The sequence below is a fragment of the Pseudomonas sp. X10 genome (genome assembly GCF_054889225.1).
In genome coordinates this window covers 3,188,145-3,204,542 of record NZ_CM142677.1, presented here as the reverse complement: position 1 = coordinate 3,204,542, position 16,398 = coordinate 3,188,145, and the positions used below count along the sequence as shown (strand labels likewise).

Here is a 16,398-nt window from a genome sequence, read left to right as displayed (position 1 = left end):
ACGGTCGACGCTGCAGGGGGTAGGCGCCAGCGTCATCAGCTGGCGATGCGTCGGCATCAGCGCATGCGGCCCATCGTCAGTTGACTGCGCAGATCATCAAGGCGCCTCTCCATTGCCCTGGCGTGCGCCATGCCCCGTATCCGGGCCTTCCTGCAACGCCTCGATGAACACCGCCTCGGCCCGGCTCATGCGCTGATCCCGGTTCCACAACAGGTGGATGTCCACATCGGCGATCCCTTCATGCGGCGGCAGCCGCCAGAGCAAGCCTGCTTCCACATCGGCCGCCACCACATGCTCGGGCAGGCAGCCGATGCCGAAGCCGGCGATCACCAGCCGGCGCACTTCCTCCAGGCTTGGCGACGACGCGACGATGCGTCCGCTGAAGCCTTGCTGGTCGCGGAAGATGGTCAGCGGCGAGAGCATGCCGCCGATCTGGTCGCTGGTGAAGCTGACGAAGTTTTCACGTTGCAGGTCGCCCCCGGCGATATCGCTCTTGCCGAACAGGCCGTGGTGCTTGCCGCAGAAGAAGGCGTAGCGCTGACGCAGGAACAGGCGCTGCTCCAGACGTGGCTGGGGCTGGCGGTTGAGGCTCAGGCCGAGGGTGGCGGTTTTTTCCTGCAGGGCGCTGACGATGTCGGAGCTGCGCATCACATCGATCTCCAGATCGACCCGCGGGTGCTGGCGGTGAAAGCTGGCGAGAAAGTCATCGAAGCGCTCGGAGCAGATGCGGCTGATCATCAACAGACGCACTTTGCCGATCAGTTCGTCGCCGGGTTGTTCGAGCACGCCACTGAGCTGTGACATCTGCCCATAGACCTCGCCGGCCAAGTGGAAGATCTGCTCGCCCACCTCGGTCAGGGCAAAACGTGGGCCGCGGCGGGCGATGAGCTGGCGACCGAGCTGTTCCTCCAGGCGCTTGAGGGCCTGGCTCACCGCCGGTTGGGTCAGGTGCAGGCGCGCGGCGGCACGGCTGATGCTCAGCTCCTGGCCGATCACGCGGAAGGTGCGCAGCAGGTTCCAGTCGAGGCGGTCGTTGAGCAGGCGGTCGGACATGGCAGTCTCGCGATAATAAATGGGCGTTATAGTTGAAATAATAAATAGAAAATTGACTAATTATAGCCCCGCGACGATAAATCCTTTCCAGACAGGCGCCATCCAGAGCGCTTCCGTGACCCTTACTCCTGCCAGAAAAAAACAAGCAAAGGAGCCTGACCCATGAAGCCCTCCGCTTCGCCCCAACCGCGCCGGGCCGCGGCCGCCGCATTCATCGGCACCATGATCGAGTGGTACGACTTCTACATCTACGCCACCGCCGCAGCGTTGGTGTTCGGTGCCTTGTTCTTCCCTTCCGACGACCCTCTGTTCAGCACCATGGCGGCGTTCGGCACCTTCGCCGTAGGCTTCTTCGCCCGGCCGCTGGGCGGCATCGTTTTCGGCCATATCGGCGACCGTATCGGCCGCAAGAAGTCGCTGGTCATCACCTTACTGATGATGGGCGTGGTCACCGTGTGCATCGGCCTGTTGCCGACCTACGCGCAGATCGGCGCCACCGCGCCGGTGCTGCTGATCCTCCTGCGTATCGTCCAGGGTATCGCCGTGGGCGGGGAGTGGGGCGGGGCGGTACTGATGGCTGGTGAACATGCACCCAAGGGCCGGCGTAATTTCTTCGCCTCCTTCGCCCAGTTGGGCAGTCCGGCTGGCTTGATTCTTTCGCTGCTGGCTTTCAGCGCGGTGACCCGCCTGCCAGAAGAAGACCTGATGAGCTGGGGCTGGCGCTTGCCGTTCCTGGCCAGCGCACTGTTGTTGGTGGTCGGGTTGGCGATCCGTCTGGGCGTCAATGAATCGCCGGAGTTCATCGCCAGCCGCGAGCAGGCCAGCAAGACGGTGCGCAAGGAGCAGGCACCGGTGCTGGAAGTGCTACGTAGCGCCTGGCGGCCGCTGTTGCTGTGCATCGGTGCCAATACCCTGGGCATTGCCGGTGTGTACTTCACCAATACTTTCATGATCGCCTACAGCACCCAACAGCTCGGTTTGCCGCGCTCGCTGATCCTCGAGTGTTTGTTCGTGGTGGCAGTCATCCAGTTCTGCGTGCAACCGCTGGCCGCCTGGTTCTCCGAGAAGCTCGGCGCCACGCGTTTCCTGTGCCTGATGTCGTTGCTGGCGATGGCCTCGCCGTACCCGATGTTCGTGCTGGTCAGCTCCGGCCAGGCGCCGCTGATCATCCTCGGCATCGCTCTGGCGGCGGCGTGCATGGCGTCCTTCTATGCGGTGATCGCCGGCTACGTCAGTGGCATGTTCGAGACCCGCGTGCGCTACACCGCGATTTCCATGGCTTATCAGATTTGCGGTGCGATCGCTGGCGGCTTGACCCCGCTGATCGGCACCTGGCTGGCGCATAGCTTTTCCGGGCAATGGTGGCCGATGGCGCTGTTCTACAGCGTGATCGCGGGCATTTCCCTGGCTTGCGTGTTGGCTCTGTCGCGCCGTTATGCCAATGCCCGGCGCCTGGAACTGGCCTGATCGACTGATTCGAATACTGGAGTACTTGCAATGTTGAAGAGCAATGGCCAACGCCTGTGGGCGAGCCTGATGGCTATGGCCGAAGTCGGCGCCACCGCCCGTGGCGGTAGCTGCCGTCTGGCTTTGAGCGAGGAAGACAAGGCCGGCCGCGAGCTGTTCGGCCACTGGTGCCGCGAGGCCGGCCTGAGCCTGTCGGTGGATGCCATCGGCAACCTGTTCGCCCGCCGTGCCGGCACCGACCCGGACGCCGCGCCAGTGATGATGGGCAGCCACCTGGACACACAGCCTGAAGGTGGCCGCTTCGATGGCGTATATGGCGTGCTGGCTGGACTTGAGGTGGTGCGCTGCCTCAACGACCTTGGCATTCAGACCCGCAAACCGCTAGAGATCGCGGTCTGGACCAACGAAGAGGGCGCGCGTTTCACCCCAGCCATGTTCGGTTCGGCGGTGTTTACCGGCAGCCTGGCCTTGGGGGATGCCCTGGCGATCCGCGACGCCGACGGCATCAGCGTCGCCGAGGCGCTGCAGCGCACCGGCTATGCCGGCCAGCGCCCTCTGGGCGGCCCGGTGGACGCTTATTTCGAAGCGCATATCGAGCAGGGGCCGATCCTTGAAGACAACGCTAGGAGTATCGGCGTGGTCAGTGGAGGCCAGGCCATCCGCTGGCTGGATGTGCAGGTCGAAGGCATGGCTGCCCACGCTGGCACCACGCCGATGCAACTGCGCAAGGACGCTCTTTATGGTGCCGCACAGATGATCCTGGCCATCGAGGCCTTGGCCGCCGATTTCGCTCCGGAGGGCCTGACCACGGTGGGTGAGCTGAGTATCGCCAAGTCCTCGCGCAACACGATTCCCGGTGTGCTGCGGTTCACTGTCGACCTGCGCCACCACCGTGACGAGGCTATCGAGGCCATGGAGCGCGACTTGGGCCGGCAGTTACAGGCCATCGCCGAGCAGCGCGGCCTGAAGTTGAGCATTCAGCGTCACTGGGTCAGCCCAGCGACGCCTTTCGATGCCGATTGCGTGGCCGCCGTGCAGCAGGCCGTGGATGGTCTGGGCTATACCCAGCAGCGCATTGTCAGTGGCGCCGGCCACGACGCGATCCTCCTGGCGCGTTACTGCCCGACAGCGATGGTGTTCATCCCTTGCGTCGGCGGACTGAGCCACAACGAAGCCGAAGACGTTTTGCCCGAGGACGCCCGCCAGGGCGCCGATGTCTTGCTCAATGCCGTGCTGGCCCGCGCCGGTCGGGTCGAATAAGGAGATACCCATGCAGTGCTACTTCCATCCCGAACAACTGCTGCACCACCCGCGCAGCTACTACTCGCGTGGTGCCATGCGCACGCCGCAGGAAGTGCCCGAGCGTGCCCGCAACCTGTTGCAGGCGGCGCGCAACCTCGGCTTCGACATCCGCCAGCCGGAAGATGCCGGCCTGCAGCCGCTGCTGGCGGTGCACGGTGCGCCCTACCTAGCTTTCCTTGAAGAGGCCCATGCCCGCTGGAAGGAAGTGCCCGAGGATTGGGGGGACGAAGTCATGTCGAATATCTTCGTTCGTGAGCCCAACGCCCTGCGCGGCATCCTTGCCCAAGCCGCCCGCTACCTGGCTGACGGCAGTTGCCCGGTGGGCGAACTGACCTGGCGTTCGGCCTACTGGTCCGCCCAGAGCGCCATCGCCGGGGCCAAGGCCCTGCTCGACGGCGAGCCGGCAGCCTACGCCCTGTGCCGGCCTCCGGGGCACCACGCCCGTGCCGAGGCCGCCGGAGGCTTCTGCTACCTGAACAACGCTGCTGTCGCTGCCCAGGTGCTGCGCGAGCGCTACCCGCGTGTGGCCGTCCTCGACACCGACATGCACCACGGCCAGGGTATCCAGGAGATCTTCTACGAGCGTGACGACGTGCTCTACGTCTCTATCCACGGTGACCCAACCAACTTCTACCCCGGCGTCGCTGGCTTCGACGACGAGCGCGGTAGCGGCGTAGGGGAGGGCTACAACCTCAACCTGCCCATGGCCCATGGCGCCAGCGAAGCGGACTTCCTGGCCCAACTGGATATCGCTCTGGATACGGTGAAGGACTTCGGTGCCGATGTGCTGGTGCTGTCACTGGGGTTCGATATCTACGAACTGGACCCGCAAAGCAAGGTGGCCGTCACCCGCGAAGGTTTCGCCACCCTGGGCGAGCGGATACGAGGATTGCGGGTGCCGTGCCTGATCGTGCAGGAGGGTGGCTACCACCTGGAGAGCCTGGAAGACAATGCGCGGGCGTTCTTTGCAGAAAAAGAAGCCTGGCGCTGAGCCAAGGCCGGCTTTTCATGGAACCGCCCCGGCAGCGTTGGAGAGAGGTAGGCGCTAGCGTCAGTTGACGCTTAAACCCCACCCCGCCTGACGTGCTTGACCAATAACTTCTCCAGCATCTCCCACATCGCTGGGTCGGTACTGAACGCCACATTGAACCGCATCCAGCCGGTGGCCTGGGCATCGACCATGAACAGTTGCCCGGGTCCGAGCATGATGCCTTGCTCCAGAGCGTCGTCGAGTAGGGCGGCGCTGTCGGGGATGGCGGGGTGGCGGGTCCAGATGTACATGCCTTCGTCAGACTCGACGAACAGCTCGAAGCCCAGCCGGTGCAACTGCCGGCTGACTTCCTGCTGGGCTTCGGCCAGGCGCTGGCGCAGGCGTTTGAGGTGCTTGCGCCAGCGGCCGTCGATGATCGCGGCATAAACCACACGCTCCATGACCTGGGAGGTGGTCAGGCCTGAACGCATCTTCAGGTGCAGCAGTTGCTGCATCAGATCGGGATTGGCCAGCAGGTAGCCGACGCGCACGTTGGGCGAGATGCTCTTGGAGTAGCTGCCCACATAGACCACCTGTTGCAGGTGGTCGAGGCTGGTCAGGCAGGGCTGCGGTTCGGCGATCATGTCGGCGTAGAGGTTGTTCTCCACCAGGCGCAAGCCGTGCTGGGTTGCCAGTTGCAACAGGCGGTGCAATTGCGCCAGCGGGGTGCGCGAGCAAGTCGGGCTGTGCAGGTGCGGTTGGGTGAAGAAGGCGGTGGGACGGTGGTGGGCCAGCAAGCGCTCCAGGTGGTCCAGGTCGTAGCCCGCCGGGGTGCGCGGCACACCGACCAAGGTCGCGCCCTGGAAACGCAGGATGCTCATCAGGTTGGGGTAGCCAGGGTCATCCACCAGCACCACGTCGCCTGGGCGCACCAAGGTGCGTACCGCCAGGTCCAGAGCCTGGCTGGCGCCGTGGGTGAGCATCACCTGGGCCGGGTTGGTGACGATACTCAGCTCCTGCTGCAGGTTTTGCGCGGTGAGGGCGCGCAGCTCCGGCAGGCCCATCGGGTCGCCATAGCCGCTCAACTCCATCGGGCTGCCGGCCACTTGGCGCAGCCCACGGCGCAGACCATCCTCGAACATCCAGTCGTTGGGCAGCCAGCCACATCCCGGTTTGAACGGTAGTTGGCGGATTTCGAAGATCTGCTGCAGGTACCACTCGGAGTTGAAGGTCGGCCGCGCCGGGTCGGCTTCGTGGTGCTGGTTGTCCAGCAGCTCGCTGGCCGCACGGTTGACGAAGAACCCGGCGTTGCCCCGGCTGACCAGCAAGCCCTGCGCCACCAGGCGGTCGTAGGCTTCGACCACGGTGAAGGTGCTGACCGAGTAGGTGGCGGCAAAGGCCCGGATCGAGGGGACCTTGGCGCCGGGCTTGAGGGTCTGGTTGTCGATCAGCCCGCGCAACCCATCGATGATCTGGTTGACCAGCGGGGTGGAGGAATCTGGACGTAGTTCGAGCATTCGGGATGGGCCTTCAGGTGTGCGTAACGCCAAGCGCCTGCAGGTTGGTGCGGGTGTATTGCATTGGCGGCCTGTACAGTGCAGTGCAGATTTCACTGTGCTGTGCATGGCTCTCTGTGTCGGACATTTTTACATTAGGTGTCAGATATCGCCAGATAAAGCACGACACAGCGTCATGAACAATCACAATGCAACCGCTGCTTTACCGATGGGGGCTATCCCCTTCACCTCTTACGTCACGATGGGGCGGTCAGCCATGACTGCTGCCCGTCCTGCCATTGCACCGTTCAGTCGGCTCGAGGTTTGCGCCTCGGCCGCGTAGGCAGGCTGTCCGCCACGGAAGGCCTGCGTGCGCGTCGTGCACGCCGTCCTGCTCACACAGCACTGATGAATGGGTGGAACCGCCATTGTCGCGGTTCCACGAGTTTCCTTGGATAAAAAGAAACACGGGGTAGACTACTGATGGACGCAATATCCACAACCACATCCACCGCCAAGGGGGAGCCCGAGAGCAAGCTCAGCGCTTCGCTCAAGTCGCGCCACCTGACGATGATGTCGATCGCCGGCGTGATCGGCGGCGCTTTGTTCGTCGGCTCCGGTAGCGTGATCCATAGCGCTGGCCCGGCGGCGATCCTGGCCTACCTGGCCGGCGGCATCCTGGTGGTGCTGATCATGCGCATGCTCGGCGAGATGGCCACATCCTCGCCGGACACCGGCTCCTTCTCCACCTATGCCGAGCGCGCCATCGGCCGCTGGGCCGGCTTCACCATCGGCTGGTTGTACTGGTGGTTCTGGGTCATCCTCATGGCCTGGGAAGCCTACGTGGCGGGCAAGATCCTCAATGGCTGGTTCCCCGAGGTCAGCGTCAATGTCTTCGTGCTGGCCACGACCCTGGTGCTGATTGGCGTCAACTTCTTCAACGTCAAGCACTATGGGGAGTTCGAATTCTGGTTCGCTTTGATCAAGGTGGTGGCGATCATCTGCTTCCTTGCGGTCTGCGGTATGGCCGTGATGAACCTGTGGCAGTTCGGTGAAGTGAGCGGGATAAGCAACCTCACGGCCCAGGGTTTCATGCCCAATGGCATCGAGGCCGTGGTGGTGGCCATCCTCGGGGTGATGTTCGCCTTCCTGGGGGCGGAAATCGTCACCATCGCCGCCTCCGAGGCAAAGGATCCGGCCAACCAGATCGTCAAGGCGACCAATTCGGTGGTATGGCGTGTGTGCCTGTTCTATGTCGGCTCGATCTTCCTGATCGTCTGCCTGGTGCCATGGAACGATCCGATGCTGGGCCAGTCGGGCTACGGCTCCTACCGCCGTACCCTGGAGCTGCTGGGGATTCCGGGCGCCGAGTTCGTGATGAACTTCGTGGTCCTGACCTCGGTGAGCAGCTGCCTGATCTCGGCGCACTACACCGCCTCGCGCATGCTGTTCTCGCTGTCGACCCGTGGCGATGCGCCGTCATTCTTCAAGATCACCCGCGCCGGCACCGGCGTTCCGGTGTTCGCCATCATTGGTTCGTGCTCGGTGGCGGTGTTCTGCGCCCTGATCAACTTCAGCGAAACCCTGCGCCCGAAAGACGTGCTGGACGTGCTGATGAACACCACCGGCATGATCGCGCTGCTGGTGTACCTGGTGATCGCCTTCTCGCAGCTGAAGATGCGTCGCAAACTGGAGGCCGAAGGCAAGCAGATTCGCCTGAAGATGTGGCTGTTCCCCTGGTTGACCTACCTGGTGATCGGCTTCATCGTCGTCTGTCTGGTGGTCATGGCGTTCGTTCCTGACTACCAGGTCCTGGTGGTCTCCACCGGTGCTGCGGCCATCCTCGTGGCGCTGATGGGCGTGGTGCACCAGATCCGTACTTCGAAGCAGCGTTGAACCTGGTTCAGGGCAGGCCCTGAATCAACACATGGGAGCGGGCTTGTGCCGCGATAGCGATGAGTCAATCACATCGCATCGCGGGGCAAGCCCGCTTCCATTTTTGTCGATTGTCGAGGCGCTGATCAGCACCGTCCTCACCACAGCGCCACCGCCGCCGCGCCGACCACCCGGGTGAACACCTCGATTGCCTTGTCTACTTGCCCTTCGGTCGTATACCGCCCCAGGCTGACCCGCACGCTGTTGCGCGCCTGGCGTTCATCCAGGCCAAGGGCCAGCAGGACATGGGAGGCGGCGTTGGCGGCGGAGTTGCAGGCGGAGGTCGAGGACAGAGCCAGTTCGCTGGCCAGGGCCGCGCTGTTGAAACCTTTGGCGTCGATGCACAGGTTCAGGGTATGGGCTATGCGTTGCTCCGGGCTGCCATTGAGGGTGACGCCGGGCAGCCGTAGCAGCCCTTCGCGCAGGCGCTGGCTGAGGCGCTCGATACGCTGGTGCTCGCTGTCGCCTGGCTGGCCGGCGAGGGCGAAGGCAGTACCCATGCCGACGATTTGGTGAGTGGCCAGGGTGCCGGAACGCAAACCGCCTTCATGGCCGCCGCCGTGGATCTGCGCTCGCAGCGCCGGGCGCGCGCGTGGGCCGACGTAGAGAGCACCGATGCCTTTAGGGCCATAGGCCTTGTGCGCCGAGAAGGACATCAGGTCCACCGGCGCTTGTTGCAGATCGATCAGCACCTTGCCAACCGCCTGGGCCGCGTCCACATGGAACAAGGCGCCGTGTTCGCGCACCAGGGCACCGATGCTGGCGAAGTCGGTGAGCGTGCCCAGTTCATTGTTCACAGCCATGAGCGAGACCAGCAGGGTATCGGGGCGCAGTGCAGCCTGTACTGCTGCCGACTGGATCAGGCCGTTGGCGTCCGGCGCCAGGCGGGTGACCTCGAAGCCCTGGCGTTCCAGTTCCGCGGCGGTGTCCAGCACGGCCTTGTGTTCCAGCTGGCTGGTGATCAGGTGGCGGCGCTCTCCCGCGCCTTGGGCGATGCCCTTGAGGGCCAGGTTATTGGACTCGGTGGCCCCGGACGTCCATACCAACTCGCCAGCCTGGGCACCAACTCGCTGGGCCACCTGCTGGCGTGCCTGTTCCACCGCCGTGCGGGCGGCCTGCCCGTAGGCATGGCCGCTTGAAGCGGGGTTGCCGAAGTTGGCCTGGTGGCCGAGGCAGGCGACCATGGTTTCGATGACCCGTTCATCGACGGGAGTAGTGGCGGCGTAGTCGAAGTAGAGCGGTGCGCTGTGCATGATGGCGGCGGATCCGTGCGGGTATTAGGGGCGCCGGTGAGCGGCGGCTTGAAAAATGGTACTAAGCCAGCAGCGGAAAATTTTTATTATTTATTCGGGTAAATCAAGCAGTAGGCGGGAGGAGAATCTCTAAATCAGGTCTTTTATAGAAAACTATTTCGTCATTTTGTTTTTTGGTTAAAACGCTATTTCATTTGGTTATATGTCCTCGTTGGAGCACCTCGTCCGGCAGGGCACCGGGCCTATTGCAGGAGCACGCCGGCCCACATCGCGCCGATGATCATCAACTGCCCGGGTATGACGTACTTGCCAAATGCCGCACCGCCGCTGAACCAGGCCAGCACACACTTGGTGACGGTGTTGCTGCTCATGGCGATCAGTGATGGCACGGCAATGTCGTGCAACGACAACTGCCCGGCTTTTACCAGCGAAGCAATGGAAGCGGTCGCTGCATGGGCGTCGGCCAGGCCACTGAGTGCGGCGGCAATCAGTAGGCCCTTGTGGCCGAGCAGGCTCAACAGCGCGGCGGACAACAGGGTTACGCCTGTCAGGGCCAGCGCGACCACCGCAGCGATCTTGAGGTTGAAAGCTCCTTCGCCAACCTTGGTCGAGGGCGGCACGGTCGATGGGCTCCAGGGCGATAGCAACAGGGAGCCATAGACGGCTGTGGTCACGGCTCCCAGCAACATCGGTATCCATAGCGCTTTCAGGAAAACCAGGTCGACCGTCGCCAGCACCAGACCGAACTGCACGACCGTAGCCAGGTTGGAAAACACCGCCGCCGCAGCGAGCGCCCGGACGGCAGGCCGGTCCGTCCGGGCCAGGTGCCCGACCACGGCGATGGTCGCAGTGCTCGAAGCGAAACCCGAGGCAATTGCGCTGAGTGTGTAGCCGTAGCGCGCGCCCACCGTGCGCAAGGCGATATGCCCCAATGCCCCGACCCCCATCAGCAGGACGATGAGGGTGCACAGGGTGCGGGGATTGATGGCCGCAAAGGGGCCGATAAAGCGGTTGGGCGTCAGCGGCAAGACAACCAAGGCTACGGTCAACAGGATCAAGCCATCGCGGATCTCGGCTTCCGTCAATTGTTCGAGGGCGAAGCGGTGGAGCCTTTGCCGGTGGGCCAGCAAGACCGTCAGCACGACGCCGACAGCGATCGCCAGCGCTGGCTGCTCATGGGTCAAGGCGCCAAGTATCAGGACACAAAGCAGGGCGATTTCACTGGTGATGCCCGGGTCCTTGCCGGACTGTTTCCAGTAGGCGACCGCAATGATCACGGACAGGCCCAGGCTCATGAAGCCGACCAGCAGCGCGCCGCCGACGGCCATGCAGAGATAGCCGAGTACGGAGGTGATGGCGAAGGTCCTCAGGCCTGCGCAGGCCCTGTCTTCGCCACGGCCCTTTTTGCGCTCACGCTCCAACCCCACGAGCATCCCAATGCCCAAGGCCGCGGCGGCATGGGTGATGCTCAGGGTCTCAAGCATGGCGGCCTTACCGAGTCATGCAGGCGTAGGCCTTCACGGTGTGATGGCGATCTTCATGACGCCGTCGCGTTGGTTCGCAAACAGCTCATAGGCCGCTTCGATGTCATCGAGCTTGAAGCGGTGGGTGACCAACGGCGATAGGTCGACGCAACCGCTGGCGACGACCTCCATCAAGCGGCGCATCCGTTCCTTGCCACCCGGGCAGAGCGTGGTCACGATGCTGTAGTCGCCGAGCCCGGCAGCGAAGGCGTCGAGGGGAATCCGCAGGTCCGAGGAATAGACCCCCAGGCTGGACAACGTGCCTCCAGGACGCAGCACCCGCAGCGCCGACTCGAAGGTCGACTGGGTGCCCAGCGCCTCGATCGCCACATCGACCCCGCGACCATCGGTGAGCGTCATGATCTGCTCGACGACATTGCCTTGCTTGAAGTCGACGACATGGGTCGCGCCCAGCTGGCGGGCAACGGTCATGCGCGCGTTCACGGTATCGACGCCGATGATGGTGCTGGCCCCCTTCAGACGCGCACCGGCAACCGCGCAAAGGCCGATGGGGCCGAGTGCGAACACCGCGACAGCGTCGCCAATCTTCACGTCGGCCCGTTCAGCGCCAGAGAAGCCGGTGGACATGATGTCCGGACACATGAGGACCTGTTCATCGCCAAGGTTATCGGGGATGGGGGATAGGTTGGCCATGGCGTCCGGCACGAGCACATATTCGGCCTGGCAGCCATCGATGATATTGCCGAACTTCCAGCCGCCGGTAGCCTTGAAACCGTGCCGGGTTCCGGGGCCATCCTGGGACGCGCACCCGCACAGGCAGGCATTGCTGTGGCCACTGGGGGTGATGGCGCCGGCGATGACCCGTTGCCCTTCGCTGAAGCCCTGGACCTGGGCGCCGAGCTTTTCAATGATGCCCACCGGCTCATGGCCGATGGTCAGCCCCTTGGCCACCGGGTACTCGCCACGCAGGATGTGGACGTCGGTGCCGCATATCGTCGTCGTGGTGATCCGTAGCAGGGCATCGGAGGGGCCGACTTCAGGGATGGGTTTTTCGTCCAGTACGATTCTGTTCTTTTCAACGAAGATTGCAGCTTTCATGGTCGCCATGGCAATGCTTCCTGATCTGGGATCGTGGTATCGAATCTTTGCTCAGCGTGCGCTCAACGGCAGGAGAAGGCTTGATCAGGATCAAGGATTCACGCTTATCCTCACCTGATCAAATACCGTGCGTCGGCAGGGGCCTGTACAACCCTCGCCGAGGCCTGGGAGGAAGGCACCGCCTGGGCGCGGCAATAAGGGAACCTTGATGCAAGTCAAGTCGGCACGTTCAGGCAGGCGCAGGATGGTTTTCCCTACCTATCGTTCTGCGTGAGGTGTGCCATGTCCGATCATCGACTTCTGCTCGTCGTTCCCCCTTTGATGCGCCGCACCGCGGCCTATGACCGGGCTGCGGCCCTGGCGAAAGCTAAAGGCATGGCATTGCACATCGTGGCCTTCGATTACCTGGAGGGGCTGGCCACTGCAGGGCTGGTCAACGAACAAGCCCTGGTTGCGCTCCGCCAGGGGTATGTCGAGCATCACCGCCAGTGGCTCGAAACCCAGGCCCTGCCCATGCGCAGGAACGGGCTGACGGTAACGACAGAGGTCGTCTGGGTGGAGGATGTGCTCGAGGAAATCCTGATACACCTGAAGGAACAGCCTTTCGCGATGCTGATCAAGGATGTCGAGCATGAGTCACGCCTGATGCGCGCCTTGTTCACCACGCTGGATGTCCGGCTGTTGCGTGAATGCAGGGTGCCTTTGCATTTTGTCTGCAACACCCGTCATGTCATGCCGCGCAAGATCCTTGCCGCTGTCGATCTGTCTCGTCCTGAAGATCAGTATCAAGGGTTCAATGACCGGATCATCAAGGAAGCATTGAAGCTGGCCATGCAGTGCAAGGCGCAAGTGGAGGTCCTGTATGCCTACGACCTGGCCTCTATGCACATGGACGTGGATGGCAATGGGCGCAAGTCGTTCTTGTTCTCCTCGAATGTCACCGACACCTTGCACGAGGCCCAGGCCGACGTCTTCCATGAGCTGGCCGAGCGCAACGGCATTGCGCCCGAGGATCGCCGCATGATCATGGGCGATCCGGCGAAGGTCCTGGCCCTTTACGCCGAAACCCATGATATCGACGTGCTGGTGATGGGGCGGGTGCATCACCGTGGCGTGGCCAAGTACATCGGCAGCACGGTTGAACACGTGCTGTACAAGATGCCAGGCAGCGTATTGGTCATCACCCCAGAGCTGCCCGCACCCTGACGCGCCGGCCCCAGCGCGCTTGCCTGTGTGCATGGGCGCGCGCGCCAGGTGGTGCTTGTCACGCCAGCAAGAGGCGATGGATCACCTGGCTGGCGTCGTCCGGATCACGATAGGTCGAGAACCCGAAGGCTTTTGCCAGTTCGTGCATGGCGAGGTTGGCGGCCGAGTCGATGGAGTACATTTCTTCGTAGCCATTGGCCCGTGCCGCGTCGATCAGGTGGCCGAGTAGCAACGAGCCCAGGCCTCGATGTCGCCACTGATCGTCGACGGTCACTGCACACTCGCAGCGCTTGGCTTCGCCGGAACCGGCATAACGGCTGATGCCCACTTCGCGTAGTTCGCCGTCGACATGCGCCAGGGCGATGTAGGCCATGTGTTGATGGTGGTCGATGGCCATGAGCTGATCGAGCATCGCCTTGCCAGGCTCCTTGATCTGGCACAGAAAGCGGAAGTGGCGCGACTCGGGTGAAAGGCGTTGGATGAATGCCTTCTCCCGTTCGCGATCGTCCGCCCGCAAGGGTCTGACAAGGACATGGCCACCCTCCTTGAGCGACTCGATCCAGTGTTCTCCCGCTACCTCGGGAAATGTCCCGGCAACGGGGGCTTGGGCGTTGGATTGAACAGATGCCATGGGGTTGACTCCGACAGGGAAAGGAGTGGAAGGGCGGTGCCCCTTTTCCTGTTTACGCCTGCCAACGTCCGGTCGCTTGATCTACATCAACAACAGCCCGCAGTGGCTCTGGTTGTCGGGACCGCCGGTCTTCCGGCTTGTCCGCAGGGCATCGGCAAGGACGATCCAGGCTGCATCAGGCTTCGGCTGCTGTCGCTTCTCGCTCGTCCTGAGCCACCACCGCCTGGCACAGTTCGATGATCTGCTCGCGCATCCACCGGTTAGCCGGGTCCTGGTCGGTGCTTTCATGCCAGTACAGGTGCGTTTCCAGCGCCGGTACTTCCACAGGCAGGGCCAGGTAGCGCAGTTGATGGCGGCGGGCGAAGCGTTCGGGGACGGTCATGACCATGTCAGTCTGCTGCAGCACCTGCGAAGCCATGAGGTAGTGCTGGGAGCGCAGGGCGATCTTGCGCTGCACACCCATCTTGCCCAAGGCCAGGTCGACATAGCCCAGGCCGTTGCGACGGCTGGAAATGTGGATGTGGGTCAGTCCGAGGTAGCTGTCGAGGCTGAGTTTGGTATCGCTCAGTGGATGGCCCTGGCGCATGGCGCAGACGTAGCGGTCTTGCATGAGCTTGACGTGGCGTACCTGCGGGTCGGTGTTGAGCGGGGCATCGACGGCGAAGTCGAGGCGGCCGGCGGCGAGTTCCTTGGTGGTCTCGCGGCGCTTGCACAGGAAGCTTTCGATCACCAGGGCCGGTGCCAGGCGGCGCAGGCGCTGGAACAGCAGCGGCAGGATCACGGCCTCGGTGAGGTCGGTCATGCTGATGCGGAAGGTCTTGTTGGCCTGCAGGGGGGTGAAGATGCGGCTTTCCTGCACCGAAGTGCGCAGCAGGGCGAGGGCGTTGCGTACCGGGCCGATGATGTTCTGGGCCATGGGCGTGGGCACCATGCCCTGGGCGGTGCGTACGAACAGCGGGTCGTTGAAGGTCTCGCGCAGCCGCGACAGGGCATTGGACACGGCCGGCTGGGTGATACCGACGATCTGCCCGGCCCGGGTCAGGTTGGCTTCGGTGTAAATGGCATCGAAGACGATGAACAGGTTCAGGTCGACCTTGCTGAGATTCATGGGCGCCGCTCTTTGTTGGTGTTATGGGTCGATCATATATCGGTTATGAATGTTTATACACGATGAAAATAGACTAGGTGGATGGGGCGGGCTGATCTAGGCTCTAGGACATCTCCTTATTCCCGTGAAGGTAGCCCCGATGGATTTCGCCTATTCGCCCAAGGTTCAGGAACTGCGCGAGCGTGTCACCGCGTTCATGGATGCCTATGTCTATCCCGCCGAAGCGGTGTTCGAGCGCCAGGTCGCCGAGGGTGACCGTTGGCAGCCCACCGCGATCATGGAAGAACTCAAGGCCAAGGCGCGTGCCGAAGGGTTGTGGAACCTGTTCCTGCCCGAATCGGAGTATGGCGCCGGGCTGAGCAACCTGGAGTACGCACCGCTGGCCGAGATCATGGGCCGCTCGCTGCTGGGGCCGGAGCCGTTCAACTGTTCGGCGCCGGACACCGGCAATATGGAGGTGCTGGTGCGCTATGGCAGCGAGGCGCAGAAGCGCCAGTGGCTGGAGCCCTTGCTGCGGGGCGAGATCCGCTCGGCTTTTGCCATGACCGAGCCGGACGTGGCCTCATCGGACGCCACCAACATGGCTGCTACGGCCGTGCGCGACGGTGATGAGTGGGTAATCAACGGCCGCAAATGGTGGACCTCCGGCGCCTGCGACCCGCGCTGCAAAGTGATGATCTTCATGGGCCTGAGCAACCCGGACGGGCAGCGCCACCAGCAGCATTCGATGGTCCTGGTGCCGACCGATACCCCCGGCGTGAAGATCGTCCGGCCCTTGCCGGTGTTCGGCTACGACGACGCCCCGCACGGCCATGCCGAGGTGCTGTTCGAGAACGTGCGGGTGCCGTACGAAAACGTGCTGCTGGGCGAGGGCAGGGGCTTCGAGATCGCCCAGGGGCGGCTGGGCCCAGGGCGCATCCACCACTGCATGCGGTCGATCGGCATGGCCGAGCGGGCGTTGGAACTGATGTGCAAGCGCTCGGTGGAACGCACCGCGTTTGGCCGACCACTGGCGCGCCTGGGCGGCAACGTCGACAAGATCGCCGACTCGCGCATGGAGATCGACATGGCTCGGCTGCTGACCCTCAAGGCCGCCTACATGATGGATACTGTCGGCAACAAGGTGGCGCGCAGCGAAATCGCACAGATCAAGGTAGTCGCGCCGAACGTGGCATTGCGCGTGATCGACAGGGCCATCCAGATCCATGGCGGCGCTGGTGTCAGCGGCGACTTCCCGCTGGCCTACATGTACGCCATGCAGCGCACCCTGCGCCTGGCAGACGGGCCGGATGAGGTGCACCGGGCTGCGATTGGCAAGTATGAAATCGGCAAGTATGTGCCGAGGGAGATGCTGCGAAGCAGCCATTGAAATGAGAGGTCAGGCCCGCGAATGCG

General features: G+C 63.3%; 13 protein-coding genes. 6 read left to right on the top strand and 7 right to left on the bottom strand.

All coding sequences use genetic code 11. The features are described from left to right. Nucleotides 1–96 precede the first annotated feature (96 nt). A complete protein-coding gene (locus ACYU03_RS14595) occupies nt 97–1,053 on the bottom strand; it encodes a LysR family transcriptional regulator (RefSeq protein WP_461885289.1) in 957 nt (318 codons plus the stop codon). A gap of 162 nt (nt 1,054–1,215) precedes the next feature. Here ACYU03_RS14595 and ACYU03_RS14590 point away from each other — a divergent pair, with 162 nt between their 5' ends. Genes ACYU03_RS14590 through ACYU03_RS14580 form a run of 3 tightly spaced genes read left to right on the top strand, consistent with a single transcriptional unit; the run spans nt 1,216 to nt 4,813 of the window. Then, on the top strand, nt 1,216–2,520 hold the full coding sequence (locus tag ACYU03_RS14590; protein ID WP_461885288.1) for an MFS transporter: 1,305 nt from the start codon (nt 1,216–1,218) through the stop codon (nt 2,518–2,520). 30 nt (nt 2,521–2,550) lie between these two features. Beyond that, the gene (locus tag ACYU03_RS14585) at nt 2,551–3,780 is read left to right on the top strand and encodes a Zn-dependent hydrolase (RefSeq protein ID WP_461885287.1); all 1,230 of its coding nucleotides are present in this window, start codon (nt 2,551–2,553) and stop codon (nt 3,778–3,780) included. A gap of 10 nt (nt 3,781–3,790) precedes the next feature. After that, nucleotides 3,791–4,813, top strand: coding sequence for a histone deacetylase family protein (locus tag ACYU03_RS14580; RefSeq protein WP_461885286.1), 1,023 nt, complete (start codon nt 3,791–3,793; stop codon nt 4,811–4,813). Nucleotides 4,814–4,884: 71 nt separating this feature from the next. Here ACYU03_RS14580 and ACYU03_RS14575 read toward each other — a convergent pair whose 3' ends face one another. Continuing rightward, nucleotides 4,885–6,309 carry an aminotransferase-like domain-containing protein gene (locus ACYU03_RS14575; RefSeq protein ID WP_461885285.1) on the bottom strand — a complete coding sequence of 475 codons (1,425 nt, stop codon included), beginning with the start codon at nt 6,307–6,309 and terminating at the stop codon, nt 4,885–4,887. Nucleotides 6,310–6,771: 462 nt separating this feature from the next. Between ACYU03_RS14575 and ACYU03_RS14570 the strand changes: the two genes are divergently transcribed. After that, on the top strand, nt 6,772–8,184 hold the full coding sequence (locus tag ACYU03_RS14570) for an amino acid permease (RefSeq protein ID WP_461885284.1): 1,413 nt from the start codon (nt 6,772–6,774) through the stop codon (nt 8,182–8,184). Between the two features lie 137 nt (nt 8,185–8,321). Here the strand turns inward: ACYU03_RS14570 and ACYU03_RS14565 are convergent, their stop codons facing one another. The 3 genes from ACYU03_RS14565 to ACYU03_RS14555 all read right to left on the bottom strand — a co-directional run bounded on the left by ACYU03_RS14565 (nt 8,322) and on the right by ACYU03_RS14555 (nt 12,067). Then, nucleotides 8,322–9,476 carry a cysteine desulfurase family protein gene (locus ACYU03_RS14565; RefSeq protein WP_461885283.1) on the bottom strand — a complete coding sequence of 385 codons (1,155 nt, stop codon included), beginning with the start codon at nt 9,474–9,476 and terminating at the stop codon, nt 8,322–8,324. A gap of 242 nt (nt 9,477–9,718) precedes the next feature. After that, nucleotides 9,719–10,960, bottom strand: a complete 1,242-nt coding sequence (locus tag ACYU03_RS14560; RefSeq protein WP_461885282.1) for an MgtC/SapB family protein — start codon at nt 10,958–10,960, stop codon at nt 9,719–9,721. A gap of 33 nt (nt 10,961–10,993) precedes the next feature. Further along, nucleotides 10,994–12,067, bottom strand: coding sequence for an NAD(P)-dependent alcohol dehydrogenase (locus ACYU03_RS14555; RefSeq protein ID WP_461885281.1), 1,074 nt, complete (start codon nt 12,065–12,067; stop codon nt 10,994–10,996). 273 nt (nt 12,068–12,340) lie between these two features. Between ACYU03_RS14555 and ACYU03_RS14550 the strand changes: the two genes are divergently transcribed. Then, nucleotides 12,341–13,264 carry a universal stress protein gene (locus ACYU03_RS14550; protein ID WP_461885280.1) on the top strand — a complete coding sequence of 308 codons (924 nt, stop codon included), beginning with the start codon at nt 12,341–12,343 and terminating at the stop codon, nt 13,262–13,264. A 58-nt stretch (nt 13,265–13,322) separates the two neighbouring features. On the opposite strand, the gene ACYU03_RS14545 is transcribed toward ACYU03_RS14550, so the two are convergent. Together ACYU03_RS14545 and ACYU03_RS14540 are read right to left on the bottom strand one after the other, a co-directional pair. Beyond that, nucleotides 13,323–13,895: a GNAT family N-acetyltransferase gene (locus ACYU03_RS14545; protein ID WP_461885279.1), complete on the bottom strand. Its 573-nt coding sequence runs from the start codon at nt 13,893–13,895 to the stop codon at nt 13,323–13,325. Nucleotides 13,896–14,070: 175 nt separating this feature from the next. Then, entirely contained in the window at nt 14,071–15,003 is a 933-nt protein-coding gene (locus ACYU03_RS14540) for a LysR family transcriptional regulator (RefSeq protein WP_461885278.1), read from the bottom strand. 139 nt (nt 15,004–15,142) lie between these two features. Between ACYU03_RS14540 and ACYU03_RS14535 the strand changes: the two genes are divergently transcribed. Further along, nucleotides 15,143–16,372 (top strand): acyl-CoA dehydrogenase, encoded by a 1,230-nt coding sequence (locus ACYU03_RS14535; RefSeq protein WP_461885277.1) that lies wholly within the window; start codon nt 15,143–15,145, stop codon nt 16,370–16,372. The last annotated feature ends 26 nt before the right edge of the window (nt 16,373–16,398 follow it).

Coding starts and splice junctions, on each gene's coding strand:
- ACYU03_RS14545 (WP_461885279.1), bottom strand. CDS start 13,895: ATGGCATCTGTTCAATCCAACGCCCAAGCCCCCGTTGCCGGGACATTT.
- ACYU03_RS14570 (WP_461885284.1), top strand. CDS start 6,772: ATGGACGCAATATCCACAACCACATCCACCGCCAAGGGGGAGCCCGAG.
- ACYU03_RS14585 (WP_461885287.1), top strand. CDS start 2,551: ATGTTGAAGAGCAATGGCCAACGCCTGTGGGCGAGCCTGATGGCTATG.
- ACYU03_RS14540 (WP_461885278.1), bottom strand. CDS start 15,003: ATGAATCTCAGCAAGGTCGACCTGAACCTGTTCATCGTCTTCGATGCC.
- ACYU03_RS14595 (WP_461885289.1), bottom strand. CDS start 1,053: ATGTCCGACCGCCTGCTCAACGACCGCCTCGACTGGAACCTGCTGCGC.
- ACYU03_RS14560 (WP_461885282.1), bottom strand. CDS start 10,960: ATGCTTGAGACCCTGAGCATCACCCATGCCGCCGCGGCCTTGGGCATT.
- ACYU03_RS14580 (WP_461885286.1), top strand. CDS start 3,791: ATGCAGTGCTACTTCCATCCCGAACAACTGCTGCACCACCCGCGCAGC.
- ACYU03_RS14555 (WP_461885281.1), bottom strand. CDS start 12,067: ATGGCGACCATGAAAGCTGCAATCTTCGTTGAAAAGAACAGAATCGTA.
- ACYU03_RS14575 (WP_461885285.1), bottom strand. CDS start 6,309: ATGCTCGAACTACGTCCAGATTCCTCCACCCCGCTGGTCAACCAGATC.
- ACYU03_RS14565 (WP_461885283.1), bottom strand. CDS start 9,476: ATGCACAGCGCACCGCTCTACTTCGACTACGCCGCCACTACTCCCGTC.
- ACYU03_RS14550 (WP_461885280.1), top strand. CDS start 12,341: ATGTCCGATCATCGACTTCTGCTCGTCGTTCCCCCTTTGATGCGCCGC.
- ACYU03_RS14535 (WP_461885277.1), top strand. CDS start 15,143: ATGGATTTCGCCTATTCGCCCAAGGTTCAGGAACTGCGCGAGCGTGTC.
- ACYU03_RS14590 (WP_461885288.1), top strand. CDS start 1,216: ATGAAGCCCTCCGCTTCGCCCCAACCGCGCCGGGCCGCGGCCGCCGCA.